Source organism: Riemerella anatipestifer, from assembly GCF_009663465.1.
Lineage (GTDB): Bacteria > Bacteroidota > Bacteroidia > Flavobacteriales > Weeksellaceae > Riemerella > Riemerella anatipestifer_C.
In genome coordinates this window covers 163,493-177,727 of record NZ_QXHU01000004.1, presented here as the reverse complement: position 1 = coordinate 177,727, position 14,235 = coordinate 163,493, and the positions used below count along the sequence as shown (strand labels likewise).

11 protein-coding genes, 1 tRNA gene and 1 riboswitch are annotated in these 14,235 nt (G+C 35.9%); of the genes, 6 read left to right on the top strand and 6 right to left on the bottom strand.

Translation table 11 applies throughout. The features are described from left to right. Window positions 1-14 precede the first annotated feature (14 nt). Window positions 15-2,015, bottom strand: coding sequence for an excinuclease ABC subunit UvrB (uvrB, locus tag D1003_RS06990; RefSeq protein WP_153936261.1), 2,001 nt, complete (start codon window positions 2,013-2,015; stop codon window positions 15-17). Window positions 2,016-2,172: 157 nt separating this feature from the next. Between uvrB and D1003_RS06985 the strand changes: the two genes are divergently transcribed. Continuing rightward, a complete protein-coding gene (locus D1003_RS06985; RefSeq protein WP_052911473.1) occupies window positions 2,173-3,219 on the top strand; it encodes a Cj0069 family protein in 1,047 nt (348 codons plus the stop codon). Window positions 3,220-3,282: 63 nt separating this feature from the next. Here D1003_RS06985 and D1003_RS06980 read toward each other — a convergent pair whose 3' ends face one another. Next, the gene (locus tag D1003_RS06980; protein WP_153936260.1) at window positions 3,283-4,044 is read right to left on the bottom strand and encodes an amidohydrolase; all 762 of its coding nucleotides are present in this window, start codon (window positions 4,042-4,044) and stop codon (window positions 3,283-3,285) included. A gap of 81 nt (window positions 4,045-4,125) precedes the next feature. Between D1003_RS06980 and D1003_RS06975 the strand changes: the two genes are divergently transcribed. The 4 genes from D1003_RS06975 to D1003_RS06960 all read left to right on the top strand — a co-directional run bounded on the left by D1003_RS06975 (window position 4,126) and on the right by D1003_RS06960 (window position 6,467). Beyond that, window positions 4,126-4,554: a DUF6646 family protein gene (locus D1003_RS06975; protein ID WP_014937658.1), complete on the top strand. Its 429-nt coding sequence runs from the start codon at window positions 4,126-4,128 to the stop codon at window positions 4,552-4,554. 107 nt (window positions 4,555-4,661) lie between these two features. Further along, window positions 4,662-5,984 carry an RIP metalloprotease RseP gene (gene rseP / locus D1003_RS06970; protein ID WP_153936259.1) on the top strand — a complete coding sequence of 441 codons (1,323 nt, stop codon included), beginning with the start codon at window positions 4,662-4,664 and terminating at the stop codon, window positions 5,982-5,984. A 70-nt stretch (window positions 5,985-6,054) separates the two neighbouring features. Further along, window positions 6,055-6,128 (top strand) — tRNA-Asn (locus D1003_RS06965). A 192-nt stretch (window positions 6,129-6,320) separates the two neighbouring features. Continuing rightward, entirely contained in the window at window positions 6,321-6,467 is a 147-nt protein-coding gene (locus D1003_RS06960) for a hypothetical protein (RefSeq protein ID WP_260393352.1), read from the top strand. Window positions 6,468-6,621: 154 nt separating this feature from the next. Here the strand turns inward: D1003_RS06960 and D1003_RS06955 are convergent, their stop codons facing one another. After that, window positions 6,622-7,173, bottom strand: a complete 552-nt coding sequence (locus tag D1003_RS06955) for a hypothetical protein (RefSeq protein WP_153936258.1) — start codon at window positions 7,171-7,173, stop codon at window positions 6,622-6,624. A gap of 26 nt (window positions 7,174-7,199) precedes the next feature. After that, entirely contained in the window at window positions 7,200-10,121 is a 2,922-nt protein-coding gene (locus tag D1003_RS06950; RefSeq protein ID WP_153936257.1) for a hypothetical protein, read from the bottom strand. 137 nt (window positions 10,122-10,258) lie between these two features. Then, a riboswitch (SAM-I-IV-variant riboswitch) is annotated at window positions 10,259-10,357 on the top strand. A gap of 73 nt (window positions 10,358-10,430) precedes the next feature. Between D1003_RS06950 and D1003_RS06945 the strand changes: the two genes are divergently transcribed. Continuing rightward, window positions 10,431-11,732 carry a Na+/H+ antiporter NhaC family protein gene (locus D1003_RS06945; protein WP_153936256.1) on the top strand — a complete coding sequence of 434 codons (1,302 nt, stop codon included), beginning with the start codon at window positions 10,431-10,433 and terminating at the stop codon, window positions 11,730-11,732. A 70-nt stretch (window positions 11,733-11,802) separates the two neighbouring features. Here D1003_RS06945 and ftsH read toward each other — a convergent pair whose 3' ends face one another. Together ftsH and rsfS are read right to left on the bottom strand one after the other, a co-directional pair. Further along, window positions 11,803-13,776 (bottom strand): ATP-dependent zinc metalloprotease FtsH, encoded by a 1,974-nt coding sequence (ftsH, locus tag D1003_RS06940; RefSeq protein ID WP_153936255.1) that lies wholly within the window; start codon window positions 13,774-13,776, stop codon window positions 11,803-11,805. Between the two features lie 15 nt (window positions 13,777-13,791). Then, window positions 13,792-14,160 (bottom strand): ribosome silencing factor, encoded by a 369-nt coding sequence (gene rsfS / locus D1003_RS06935; RefSeq protein ID WP_014937664.1) that lies wholly within the window; start codon window positions 14,158-14,160, stop codon window positions 13,792-13,794. Window positions 14,161-14,235 lie beyond the last annotated feature (75 nt).

The window sequence follows — 14,235 nt, the reverse complement described above, 5'->3', positions numbered from 1 at the left end:
TTAATTGAGAGTATTTACGGTGTTCCTTTTAGAGCCTTTATTTCATCTCTTAGTTTTGCGGCTAAGATAAAGTCTAATTGTTTTGCAGCAGCTTCCATTTGTTTTTGTTTCTCTGCTATTATTTTCTCCAAATCCTCTGCATTACCATAGCTAACCTTTGTTTCAGCTACCTGCTTCACAATTTCTTTTTGGATATATTCTTGTTTCGGGAAATCAGGTGTATGCCCTACCAAAACATCGGATATTTTCTTATTTAAAGGCTGTGGTATAAGACCGTTAGCCTCGTTGTAGCTCATTTGTTTTTCTCTACGATAGTTGGTTTCATCAATGGTGGCTTGCATAGATTTAGTCATCTTATCTGCATACATAATGGCTTTGCCATTGATGTTTCTAGCCGCCCGTCCTACCGTCTGTATCATTGAACGGCGAGAACGAAGCATACCCTCTTTATCTGCATCTAAGATAGCCACCAAAGATACCTCTGGTAAATCTAAACCTTCTCTAAGTAGATTAACCCCCACAAGTACATCAAAAAGTCCTGCACGCAAATCTTGCATTATCTGTATGCGCTCCAATGTATCTACATCAGAATGAATGTATCTGGTTCTTATCCCAAATTTGGCAAAATATTTAGTGAGTTCTTCTGCCATTTTCTTTGTGAGTGTGGTTACTAAAACCCTCTCATCTTCCTCTGCTCTTTTTTGAATCTCCTCCATTAAATCATCTATCTGATTAAGGGTAGGTCTTACCTCTATAATCGGGTCTAGCAAACCTGTTGGGCGGATAATCTGCTCCACATATTCGCCTTGCGTCTTTTCCAGTTCATAATCCGCTGGCGTGGCAGATACATAGATGACTTGGTTTTGCATACTTTCAAACTCCTCAAACTTCAAAGGTCTGTTATCCATAGCGGCTGGTAGCCTAAACCCGTATTCTACCAAATTCTCTTTTCTACTACGGTCGCCGCCGTACATTGCGTGTACTTGAGGTATGGTTACGTGGCTTTCGTCTATCACCATTAAATAATCATTCGGAAAATAATCTAATAAACAAAACGGACGAGAACCAGGATTTCTACCGTCCATATACCTAGAATAATTCTCTATGCCAGAACAATAGCCTAGCTCTTTTATCATTTCTAAATCTAATTCTGTTCGTTCTTTCAAACGCTTGGCTTCTAGGTTTCTTCCTATTTTATTTAAAAAATCTACTTGCCTCACAAGGTCATCTTGAATTTTCCTAAGGGCGTCATTCATCGTTTCTTTTGAGGTAACGAATAGATTGGCTGGATAAATATTAATTTTATTAAAATCCCCCATAATATTCCCTGAAACTGGGTCAAAACTTTGGATTTTATCAATCTCGTTACCAAAAAATCTTATTCTAACTGCATTATCGGCATAAGCGGGGAAAATATCTACCACATCTCCTTTGACCCTGAAACTCCCTCGTACAAATTCATTAACCGCCCTAGAGTAAAGTGCACTAACTAGCTTGTGGAGCAAATCTGTTCTAGAAATTTTAGATTGTAGCTCCAATTCTATAAGAGATTTATTAAACTCTGTAGGGTTACCAATACCATAAATACACGACACCGAAGCCACTATAAGCACATCTCGCCTCCCTGAAAGAAGACTTGTCGTAGCAGAAAGCCTTAATTTCTCTACCTCCTCATTTATACTAAGGTCTTTTTCTATGTAAGTTCCCGTACTGGCAATGTATGCTTCGGGTTGGTAATAATCGTAATAGGATACAAAATATTCTACTGCATTTTCAGGAAAAAATTCCTTAAACTCCATAAATAGCTGGGCAGCTAATGTCTTATTATGAGCAAGAACAATAGTAGGTCGTTGGACAGTATTCACTACATTGGCAATGGTAAAGGTTTTACCGGAGCCTGTAACTCCTAGCAGAGTTTGGTAAGGCTGACCTTGTTCTATCCCAGAGACCAACTTATCAATCGCTTGTGGCTGGTCTCCAGTAGGTTTAAATTCGGAGTGGAGCTTAAATTTCATTTCACAAATATAACCAATAATTAAGAACTGGTATCACCATAAATTCATACCTAAAAACACGTGTTGAATATCATATTACAAAAATGTAAATATTGATAAACATCATAGTTTTCTTTGAACTTTATCTTTACCTTTGATAGGTTAATTTTATTCAATTATGAAACATAAGAAAATTGTAATTTTTGAATCTGTTGGAGGTAGTGACAAAGGTGCAGACGGACACAGAAAGGATACTCTACCTATCTTAAATTCCATTAAAGATTTAGGCTGGAATGCTGAAGTAGTAAAGTTTGAAAATGATAAGGCTGAAGAAATCTTTAATTATGTAAAAGACAACTTCGACGCTTATATTAGTAGAGTGAACCCAGGCTCGTTACCTGACAATGAAAAGATATATTTTTCTATTCTATCAAAACTTTCAGAGTACGGTCTTGTAGGAATGAGCGAGCCTAAATCTATGATAAAATTCGGGGCAAAAGATGCTCTTGTAAAATTAGCAAATACCAGTCTTGTGCCTACAGATACTTTCGCTTACTATACCATAGAAGAATTCAGAAAGCATTTCCCAAGAAGTATCTCGCATGGTGAAAGAGTTCTAAAACAAAACCGAGGAAGTACTGGGGAAGGTATTTGGAGAGTGCAGGTGGACGGCAATATTTCTTACCAAGCAGGAGATGAACTCCCTCTAGATACGCCACTCAAATTAACTGAAGCTGTGGACAATCACGTGGAATACAAAACGCTAGAAGAGTTTATGGATTTTTGTGAGAGGTATATTACTGGGGAAAACGGTATGCTAGTAGATATGAGATTTATGCCTAGGATTAAAGAAGGCGAAATTAGAATTCTAATGGTAGGCGAAGAACCTGTTTTTGTAGTACATAAAAAACCAGCCAATACAGAAGATGCTTTCTCCGCGACTTTGTTTTCTGGGGCACAATACCGCTACGATAACCCCGAAGATTGGAAACCACTAATGGATATTTTCCTTTCTCAGCTTCCAAAAGTAAAAGAAATATTGGAGGAGAAAAATACACCTCTCATTTGGACGGCAGACTTTATGCTAGACTATCACCCAGATGGTAGCGACAAGTATGTTTTAGGTGAAATTAATTGTTCGTGTGTAGGTTTTACAAGCCACCTAGATATGGGCATACAAGAAAAGGTTGCTAAAGAAGCTATACGACTAGCAGAAGGCAGATAATATCATTTTTTTGATTTTTTAAATCTCTTAAACTACAAAACTAGTTTAAGAGATTTTTCTTTTTTAAAGACTAACTTTAAAGTCATCAGCATCTCCTAAAAAAGGAAACTTCGTTCTAAATTTATTCAAACTTTCCATATCTAAAACAACCTCTACTAAATCTCCTTTTTTATGAGAAACTTCTCTGCCATCAGGAAAAAAGCAATGAGTGCTTTCAGGATATTCTAATCCATTACCATCTGTACCTACTCTATTAACCCCAAATACATAGGCTTGATTTTCAATTGCCCTAGCTTTTAACAAAGTATTCCACGCATCTATTCTTTGGATAGGCCAATTAGCCACATATAAAGCCATATCATAATCTCCCTTATTTCTACTAAATACAGGAAATCGCAAATCATAGCAAATTTGCAGTAGAAATCTCACGCCTTCGTATTCCACAATCACTCTATCATTACCTTTAGAATAAACCTTATCCTCCCCAGAGTATGAGAAAAGATGCCTTTTATCATAAAAATAATAATCTCCACAAGGTTTCACAAAATAAAATCTATTATAGTAATTATTGCCTTCTTTCACGGAAACGCTACCTCCAATGGCAGCATTCTTATTTTTAGCTAAAACTTTCATCCACTGTAGTGTTTTTTCTTGCTCATCTGCAATTTCTTCTGGTTTCATATAAAATCCTGTAGAGAACATTTCAGGAAGGAGGAACAAATTAGCATCTATACCTTTAAGACTACCTTCTATTTTGCTAAAATTATCCAATGGCGATTTCCACTGAATATCAAAGTTTAAAGCTGTAATTTTAAAATCATTCATAATTAAGTTGAAAAAATGGCGTTACTGTAAGGAAATATATCTTTATTTTTGAGGCTAATTTAAACTAAAAAAAAGATTTCTATGAAAAAAACACTTTTAATTTTCACGATGAGCTTATTATCCCAATTTTCGTTTGCACAGGCTTGGAACGGTACTGGGGACCAAAAAATACAAATAGGACTTTCTGCTTGGGGCTACGGTTCTGGGCTATCGGGTACTTATGATTATGGAATTACAGATGCTATTTCGCTAGGAGGTGGAGCTCATTTTTATTTCAATAACAAAAAAGAAAATGGTTTTTTCTTATTCGGTAGAGCTAATTACCACCTACAAGATGCCCTTAATCTACCTGATCAACTAGACATCTATCCTGGTCTAGATATAGGTGTACTTGGAAATGGGTTTGGGCTGGGAGCTCACATTGGTGCAAGATATTTCTTCACTAAGAAGCTAGGCGTTTTTGCCGAAATAGGCAACAACGGAGGACTAGGAGTTTCTATCAATTTATAAGTAAAACCATCAACATCATTAAGAGAGATTACCTTTGGTAGTCTCTTTTTTATTCAAAATCATTTTAGTTTATTACCTTTGCACCAATTTAAAACAAAAATTACCATATGGATTTGTTAACCCAAATATTTCAGTTTGTACTTAGTATTTCAATTTTAGTTACCTTGCACGAGTTGGGGCATTTTATCCCTGCTAAATATTTTAAAACTAAAGTTGAGAAATTCTATCTTTTCTTTGACCCTTGGTTTTCTGTTGCTAAAAAGAAAATAGGGGAAACAGAATATGGTATCGGTTGGCTTCCGTTCGGAGGCTATGTAAAAATAGCAGGTATGGTAGACGAAAGTATGGATACCGAACAACTTAAAAAACCTGCACAGCCTTGGGAGTTCCGTTCTAAACCTGCTTGGCAAAGGCTTATCATTATGCTAGGTGGTGTTACGGTGAATTTCTTTTTAGCTTGGCTTATTTATTCTTGTCTTAGTTTTTTTAATGGAGAAACTTACCACGATAATAGTAAATTTGAGGACGGAATTGCCGTAAGTGAAGCTGCCCAAAAGATGGGACTACAAAATGGAGACAAAATAGTTGCCATAGACGGTAAACCTGCTGAAAGAATGGAAAATTCTATGGTAAATCTACTTTTGTCTGACAAAATTACCGTTCTTAGAGAAGGTAAAGAGGTTACTTTTCCTACTAATGAAGATGGTGTAGCAGAAGTTATGAAAGCTAATGAAGTTAGAGAAATTTATTCTGCTAGATTCCCTGCGGTTATAGATAGTATTTTACCCAATAGTCCTGCACAAAAGGCTCAACTTAAAAAAGGAGACAAAATAGTTGGTATAAACAATACTCCTATAAAGTATTTTGACAATCTTGCCTCTATACTTAAAAACCTTAAAAATCAAACGACAGAAATTGAAGTTCTGAGAAATGGGAGTTTATTGAAGCAAACTATTACGGTAAATAAGGATGGAAAACTTGGTTTTACTTCCGACGAAGAAGAAAGACTAAAATCACTTAATAGTACATTAGTAAACAAGGAGTACAGTTTACTACAAGCTATACCTAGGGGGCTAGAAAGAACAATAGACACTCTAGTAGTACAAGTAAAACAGTTTAAAATTATTTTTAACCAAAAAATACAAGGTTATAAAAAAGTATCTGGACCAATAGGTATTGTTAAAATGATGCCTACCACCATCAACTGGGAAGCGTTTTGGGCATTTACGGCTATGTTTTCGGTGTGGCTGGCATTCCTTAATTTACTTCCTATACCTGGTTTAGATGGCGGGCATGTTATGTTTACTTTATGGGAGATGATTACAGGAAAACCTGCACCTCAAAAAGTAATGGAAATAGCCCAGACAATTGGCGTTATTTTTCTTATGGGATTGATGTTACTTATTATAGCTAGTGATTTTTTTAAATAATTTTTAAAAAAAATTTGGAGGATATTAGAAAAAGTTTCTATATTTGCACCACGAAAAAACAACAAACCATTCCTCCTTAGCTCAGTTGGTTAGAGCATCTGACTGTTAATCAGAGGGTCGCTGGTTCGAGCCCAGCAGGAGGAGCAAAAAGGCTTACAGAAATGTAGGTCTTTTTTGTTTTATACTGCTTTTAAAGCATTTGAGTGCTATTTCTGCTATTCTATTTAATTTACAACATTTGATTTTTTACAACTAAAAGCCTTATAAAAGGCTAACATTTGGGTTGCAACTTTTTTTACTTGGGTTGCAACATTTATAATATCTAAAATCACAGCAATGAATACAGACATTTTAAAAATATTATTTGTAATTTCAGCTTCAAGAATAAATAAGCTGGGATTAGCTCCATTAAATTGTAGAATCACCTACAATTTAGAAAAGAAGCCTTTTGCAACAGGATTATTCATAAATCCTGATAACTAGAATTCTAAAAAACGAAAAGCATGATTGTTATAAAATAAATCTTTTGTTATCAACAACGCCTCATAAAACGCTGCTACTGTTTAGTCAAAAAAAAACAAGAGTCCACTAAGATAGTGAACTCTTGCTTTTTTTAGTTTTTATATTCTTATATCATTTAATCCTTCCAAAATGTCCATACAGTACCATTGAATACCGCCAACTGGTTCGTTTTTGTGTCGTATGCCATCATACCTGGAGCAGGATTGATAATTTTCAAATGTGGAGAATCCATCTTAGGTAAAATCATTGCTTTATTATTATCTGACAGCACCAATATTCCCGAAGGTTGATTACTGGTATTAGCTCCTATAATTACAGAAGCTTCGGTTTGTTCTACCTTAGTCTTTTGCAGACTTGTATCTACTTTACCTGTGGTATCCACCGTTACACCTCCAAAAGTATGCGTGGTGTTAAAAGTAAGCTCTTTCCAATCTCCATTATGGCGTGCATATTTCACTATTCCATCAGAACTATCCATTACCACTGTCCCTGGAACTGCATTGGATACAGAAGACAAAGACGTTACATAAGGAAGAATAAACCCTCTGTATTGTGTTCCAAATTCTAGTGATACAGATGAGTTAGATATTTCCTCTTTACCTAAGGCTACTTGACCAAACGTCAATATAGATAAGCCTATAAAAAATATTGATAATTTAATTTTCATTGTTTTTCTATTTGTATATTATAAAATTACTCTGGGCAAGTTTGCGTTGAGAAACAACTCCAAATTCTACCGTTATAAATTTTTAGACAGTTGTTGGTAGTGTCATATACCATCATACCTGCTACAAAGTTAGCTGGTGGAATACCTACAGGAAGCCCATTACTGTCAAATGCAACTCTGTTTACCACAAATCCTTTAGTATTAGATTCTAAGGCTATCCAACCGCCCTCTCTTACCATTGGCCAGTTTTCCCCTTTTGCATCTACTCCCAATCTAGCAAGTGAACTTATCCCTACTCTTGTAGGGAGTGCGTCTCCTGCTGTACTTATAATTGGCTTTTTGTAACAAACTTTTGCTAGGTTAATAGTCACTTCTGCAGTATCAGCTGTGCCTCCACAAGCTCCTTTAACTGTATATTTAAAACTATAAGTCCCTGATTGTGCTGAACCAACTCTCCATTGGTTACCTACCAAAAGACTACTTGACGGAATGGTAGTTTCTGTCCAAGTTCCAAAGCCATCGTATTCTCCTTGAAGATAATCAAAAAGATTAATGTTTGTTCCTATAGTTTCATCATAGGTCAAGTTAACAGTTTGCCCCGTACCTGCATTTGCTGCTGTAAGTGCATTTACCGTAAGTTTTAAATTTAAAGTTGTATTGATACAGCTGGTAGGAGAATTAGTACTAAGACGCACATGGTAAACTCCTGCTTTATCTGCCGTATATGTTCCAAGGTTTAGTACATTAGTATTGGATAACACCTCTGTGCTTCCTTCCTTTGTCCACTCGTAGTTTAGATAATCTAGCCCATCTACCACGAGGCTTAGCTCATTAGAGTCACATACAGGAGCCATACGAATATTTGGACGCCCCAGTTGGGCAATTTCTAGTTTTCTTGTTTCAAAATTTCCACACTTATCATACACACGGAAGAAATAAGTGCCTCCTGGAAGCCCTTCAAAGATTGGATTGGTACCATTATCTCTAAGCACCGTTGCATCATTAGCCTCTGAAGATACTATAGCATAAGTTAAAGGAGCTGTACCTCCACTTGCAACTATAGTAACATCATAAGTCCCATTAGCACACTCAAATGCATAGGCATTAGAAAAAGTTAAAGCAATAGTTGGCTTTATCTCAAACTCATCAACAACAACAGGATCACACCACAGAAATGCCCGTTGATTATCTTTCACATCATTATATTGCGTTAATTCTTTAATTACCCTATATCTACCCTCTGGTTGAGATTGCCACTCACCATCAAGAGCACTAAATAGTGGAGCAGGCTTACCCGAGCCATCTATATGAACTCGGGTAGGAGAAGTTCCCCATGCATTCTGTTCTGGAAAATAACGCTGATAATAAATAGCTCGACCTTTTGCCTCTAAAAATCTAAATTGACCACCGCACGAATACTCCATAGTATATTTTGGGGAATATGAAGGGGGAAATTTATATGTTGTAATATCTTTTGTTACAACTAAATCATTACAAGCGTTACCTGTAGAAAAAGTATAATCTCCTAAAGGCATATTTTTTAACAAAAACCTAGTTAGCTTTCCTGTAGTAGCATCTATTTCAAATCTGTCCTTTGGGATGAGGTAGGGAAGAGGTCCATACTCATCAATAAAAGATTGAGGCGCTTTTGTAATTTGTGTATCAACAAATCCAAAAGAAAGACCATAATACGCATCAGATATTCTTCCAACTAAATTAACTCTATCTATATCACAACTGTTTCCCTGTTCAACATATAATGTTGGAGCCATTGTTTTGATAACAACAGTTCTTTCACTTATTCCTCCGCAAGAATCTATAATTTGAAAACGATAAGTTCCCGCTGGTAAAGGTTGAGATGTACTTCCATAATCATGAGAACTTTTATACTGTCCATGAAATTCATTATAGGCAGCAGGATCAAAATTTGCAGGAGACTCTATAAAATTAACTTTATAAGTAGAGTATATATTTTGGTATCTATCCCAGACTCTTTTTAGATAAAAATATTGTCCTCCACAAGAACTACTCTCTGCAACAGCATCTATACTATAACTAAAATAATCCGTCTGAGTAACCGTTCGTCCACAAGCATCGGTTGTTGTAACCGTAAGAAGGAGTTTATCTATCCCTTGAAACCTTGGAATAACAACCATAGGATCTCCATTACTACTAACGGGATTGGAATTTAATGTTACCACCTCATTGGTATTAGGGTCAGTGTAGCTTACTTTAACTTGATAAGGAGATTTTTGAACTAAATTATATCCTTTTACCGAATTGAATATTAATTGAACTCCCGAACAATCCTCCAAATTTTTACCATTATAGTAAATACTTGTAAAATTAGTTGGCGTATTTGTAATTACTGTTTCTCCCACAATACCAGTTCCACAATCATCTATTACCCTATATTTGTAGTTGGCTGCTTTAAGTCCTGTAAAAGTATAAGAGTTTGTACTACTTTGGAACTCCGAAACCATCACATTGTTGGTATCTAAGAGTTGGTAACGATAAGGTGCTCTACCACCTGCAACATTTACCGTAAATAAGCCATCGTTTCCACAAATTTCACTCCGCCTGTGGTAGTCAAGAGTAACTGTCATTTTTGGTGGTTTTTGGTCAGCAATGGTAAAATCGTTACTTATCGCTTGATTGCTCTGATTTGTACCTAAACTTTGTGTAGCTACTACTCTATAAGTACCTGCAGGAAGGCTACCATAAGTTGATAAATTAGTCGTTTTAATAGCATTATTTAAATCGGAGGTTTTATAAATACTATAAGTTAAAGTAGAATTAGCCGTCGTCCCACTTGTCGTCCAAGAAAGTGTCCCTGTTTCAGGGCAAATTTCTGGCGTTCCTGTAAGGGTAATTGTAAAATTTTGTAATTGTGCTAGAATAAGCAAAGGAAGTATGACTAAGGTCAAACTTAGTAGTCTTTTTATCATAGTGTGTGTAATTTTTGTGCAAACATAAGTATTATTTTAATATACCACAATGTATAACTTAGGAGTGGGCAATGTAAATATTATGCTAAAACTAACTTTTTCACGAATAAAATTTATTTTTATTATATTTGCACCACTGTATTTATCAAGAACCTTAATAGAAAGGTAGCAACCTGCAACAACAAGCAAGGTGCTGAAAATGATAAGCCTTAAATAAAGGAAAAAATGTTGTCTTTAAGTATTCCGCATTATTTTTCTTGAATTAAGAAGGTTCATTGATTGATACAGATTAAAAAAACTGTATTGGAAATGAAAAAAACTTCTGTTATCTCTGTTGTACCTCTATTGGTATTCGTATTTACCTTTATTGGCAGTGGTATTTATTTTAACGATTTTTACGCTTTGCCTTCTCCCATTGCTGTGATGGCAGGTATTGTAGTGGCTTTCATTTTGTTTAAAGAGTCTTTTAATGAAAAAATAGATACTTTCCTAAATGGTTGTGGCGACCACAAGATACTCAATATGTGTATCATCTATCTCCTTGCTGGAGCTTTTGCAGTGGTATCTAAGTCCATAGGAAGCGTAGATATTATCGTGGATTTTGGAGTGAGTCTAATTTCCTCCTCGTACATTCCTTTGGGTATTTTTATTATCGCTGCTTTTATTTCTATATCATCTGGAACTTCCGTAGGAACTATTGTAACTCTAGGCTCTGTGGTTGTTGGATTTGCCGATAAAGGGATAGATATTAACCTATTAGGAGCAGCACTATTAGGAGGTGCTATGCTAGGTGATAATCTTTCTGTAATTTCGGACACCACTATAGCCGCTACCCAATCACTAGATTGTGAGATGAAGGACAAGCTAAGGACCAATCTTAAAATAGCTATTCCTGCAGCCATTATTACCTGCGTATTATACGTCATACTAGCAAACGTAATTTCCACGCCTACCGAACTCAATACCACAACGTCTGTAGATACTCGCCAATTATTTCTCACCTTACCCTATTTATTGGTGATTATCCTTTCTCTTGCGGGTATCAATGTTTTTTTAGTGCTTCTACTAGGTATTGTATTCAGTAGTTCTTTAGGGTTTTTCATTTTGGATTTTGGAGTATTGGAAATCAGTAAAAAAGTATATGAAGGCTTTACAAGTATGCAAGAAATCTTTATACTTTCACTTTTTACAGGTGGTTTGGCCGCTTTAGTTGAAAAGGCAGGAGGAATGGAATTTCTTCTTAATAGAATAAAAAATATCATTTCAGGAAGAAAATCTGCTTTACTGGGAGTAGGTACACTTGTAAGCCTTGTAGATATGGCCACTGCCAATAATACAATCGCTATTATTATTTCAGGTAAAATTGCAAAAAATATAAGCACGCACTATAAGATAGCTCCTAGATTTATGGCATCTGTACTGGATATTTTTTCTTGTGTTATACAAGGACTACTGCCTTATGGAGCTCAAATACTTATCATTATTGGACTAAGTAACAACCGTATTGACTACTTCAACTTAGTAAGCTATACTTTTTATCCCATTTTATTGCTTTTATGTGTACTCCTTTGGATTTTCTTCTCCAAAGAAACGAAGAAAGAACAAGCATAAAAAACAAAAACAGATTGCTCTTTGAGGAGCAGTCTGTTTTTGTATTCAATTTTCTATATTGATTTAACTCTTATTTTTCTTCATCATTGTCAATTACTACTGGTTCATCATCTTTCTTAATCTCCTCTATAGAGGAAACTGGAGTTTCAGTAAGTTCTGGATCCCACGCTCTCTTGCCAAATATCGCTTCTAAATCTTCACGGAAGATAACTTCTTTCTCAAGGAGCTTATCCGCCAATGCATCTAGTTTATCTCTATTTTCGTTCAAAATATTGATAGCTCTTTGGTATTGACCTTCAATAATTTTAGAAATTTCCTCATCTATCATTTTAGCCGTTTGTTCAGAATAAGGCTTTCCAAAGCTGTATTCTTGCTGCCCTGAACTATCATAATAAGAAATATTACCTACTTTATCATTTAAACCATAAATAGTAACCATTGCTTGAGCTTGTTTCGTAACTCTTTCCAAATCAGACAATGCTCCCGTAGAGATGGTTCCAAATACTACTTGCTCTGCTGCTCTGCCACCTAGAGTTGCACACATTTCGTCTAGCATCTGCTCTGTAGTAGTAAGCTGTCTTTCCTCTGGAAGATACCAAGCTGCACCTAGAGAACGCCCTCTAGGAACAATAGTTACCTTAAGCAACGGTGCTGCGTGTTCTACTAACCAACTAATACTCGCATGCCCAGCTTCGTGGAACGCTACCCTTCTCTTCTCGGAAGGCTTAATTGCTTTATTTTTCTTCTCTAATCCACCTATAATTCTGTCCACTGCATCTAAGAAATCTTGTTTCCCTACCGCTTCGTGTCCTTTTCTTGCCGCCACTAATGCCGCCTCATTACACACATTCGCAATGTCTGCACCACTAAAACCAGGCGTTTGCTTTGCCAAAAACTCTACCTCTACAGTATTGTCTAGTTTTATTTTAGCTAAATGAACATTAAATATCTGTTTTCTCTCGTGTAATTCAGGTAAATCTACATAGATAGAACGGTCGAACCTTCCTGCACGCATCAAGGCTTTATCCAAAATATCTGCACGGTTGGTTGCTGCCATCACTATCACATTAGTATCTGTACCGAAACCGTCCATTTCTGTTAGAAGTTGGTTCAGCGTATTTTCTCTTTCATCATTTCCTCCCGTAAAAGCACCTCTACCTCTAGCTCTACCAATAGCATCTATCTCATCTATAAATATAATGGCTGGCGATTTTGCTTTAGCTTGAGCAAATAAATCTCTCACTCTAGAAGCACCAACACCCACAAACATTTCTACGAAATCCGAACCAGACAACGAAAAGAAAGGCACTTTAGCTTCCCCAGCCACGGCTTTAGCCAATAAAGTTTTACCTGTTCCTGGAGGTCCTACAAGAAGTACTCCTTTAGGTATCTTTCCGCCCAGTTTAGTATATTTTTCTGCATTTTTAAGAAAATCTACCACTTCTTGTACTTCCTCTTTAGCTCCTTCTAATCCTGCAACGTCTTTAAATGTTACCTGCACTTTATCTTTTTCATCAAAAAGCTTAGCTCTCGATTTTCCTATGTTGAAAATCTGACCACCAGCACCACTGCCTCCAGCCATCTTTTTAAAGATAACAAAATAGAACAAAAACATAATCCCTATCCAAAACAACGCTTGGAATAACAAACTCTGCATTGGCGATTCAGAATCATCAAAGTCCATAGAAGTTTTTACCTGAGGGTTTTCTTTCTTTATAGCATCATATCTCTGCTGAAAATATTGTAAATCTCCAAAAGCAAATTTAAAATCTGGCGACGGTTGTAACGCCATAAGCGGATTATCCGCTTGCTTAGATGCATCTTTAGAAGCTGTTCTTGCCGCTTTGGTTAAGAAAACTTGCCCCTCTTTAGAGTCTCTCATCAATACTAGGTTCTCTACCTTGCCTGCTTTCATCATATTAAAAAACTCGTCTTCGTTAATGGTTTTTGTATTAGACGAAGAAAACAACTTTGGCAAAAACAAAACCGCCAAAGCACCAAAAATAAGTAAGTAGAACCAGTTGAACCCTTTATTTTTATCCATATTTTTTCTTGAAATTTAATTTAAATCTTCTATTTTCTTTACTTCTGCATCTCCCCAAAGCTCTTCTATTTCATAGTATTCTCTAATATGCTTTTGGAAAACATGCACCACTACAGATACATAATCTACCAATACCCACAATGCATTTTCTGCACCTTCGGTATGCCAAGGGCGTTCTTTAAGCTCGTTACGTACTGTTTTCTCTATATTCCCTGCAATGGCAGACACTTGAGTGTTAGAGTTTCCACTACAAATAACAAAATAATCTGCTACGGCATTTTCTATTTTAGTTAAATTAAGAACTTGGATATCTTCTCCCTTAGTATCTTGTATTGCTCTAATGATAGTGTCTATCAACTCTTGTTTATCGTTTGTATTACTCATTCAAAAATGTATTATCTGCAAATTTAATTGTTTTTTATTTATTTTATCTACTTTAACACCGTAATTTTGCCCATT

Excerpts from the sequence above, each read along its gene's own strand:
- D1003_RS06985 (WP_052911473.1), top strand. The coding sequence starts at position 2,173 with ATGAAACATAAGAAAATTGTAATTTTTGAATCTGTTGGAGGTAGTGAC.
- ftsH (WP_153936255.1), bottom strand. The coding sequence starts at position 13,776 with ATGGATAAAAATAAAGGGTTCAACTGGTTCTACTTACTTATTTTTGGT.
- rseP (WP_153936259.1), top strand. The coding sequence starts at position 4,662 with ATGGATTTGTTAACCCAAATATTTCAGTTTGTACTTAGTATTTCAATT.
- D1003_RS06960 (WP_260393352.1), top strand. The coding sequence starts at position 6,321 with ATGAATACAGACATTTTAAAAATATTATTTGTAATTTCAGCTTCAAGA.
- D1003_RS06955 (WP_153936258.1), bottom strand. The coding sequence starts at position 7,173 with ATGAAAATTAAATTATCAATATTTTTTATAGGCTTATCTATATTGACG.
- rsfS (WP_014937664.1), bottom strand. The coding sequence starts at position 14,160 with ATGAGTAATACAAACGATAAACAAGAGTTGATAGACACTATCATTAGA.
- D1003_RS06945 (WP_153936256.1), top strand. The coding sequence starts at position 10,431 with ATGAAAAAAACTTCTGTTATCTCTGTTGTACCTCTATTGGTATTCGTA.
- D1003_RS06975 (WP_014937658.1), top strand. The coding sequence starts at position 4,126 with ATGAAAAAAACACTTTTAATTTTCACGATGAGCTTATTATCCCAATTT.
- uvrB (WP_153936261.1), bottom strand. The coding sequence starts at position 2,015 with ATGAAATTTAAGCTCCACTCCGAATTTAAACCTACTGGAGACCAGCCA.
- D1003_RS06950 (WP_153936257.1), bottom strand. The coding sequence starts at position 10,121 with ATGATAAAAAGACTACTAAGTTTGACCTTAGTCATACTTCCTTTGCTT.
- D1003_RS06980 (WP_153936260.1), bottom strand. The coding sequence starts at position 4,044 with ATGAATGATTTTAAAATTACAGCTTTAAACTTTGATATTCAGTGGAAA.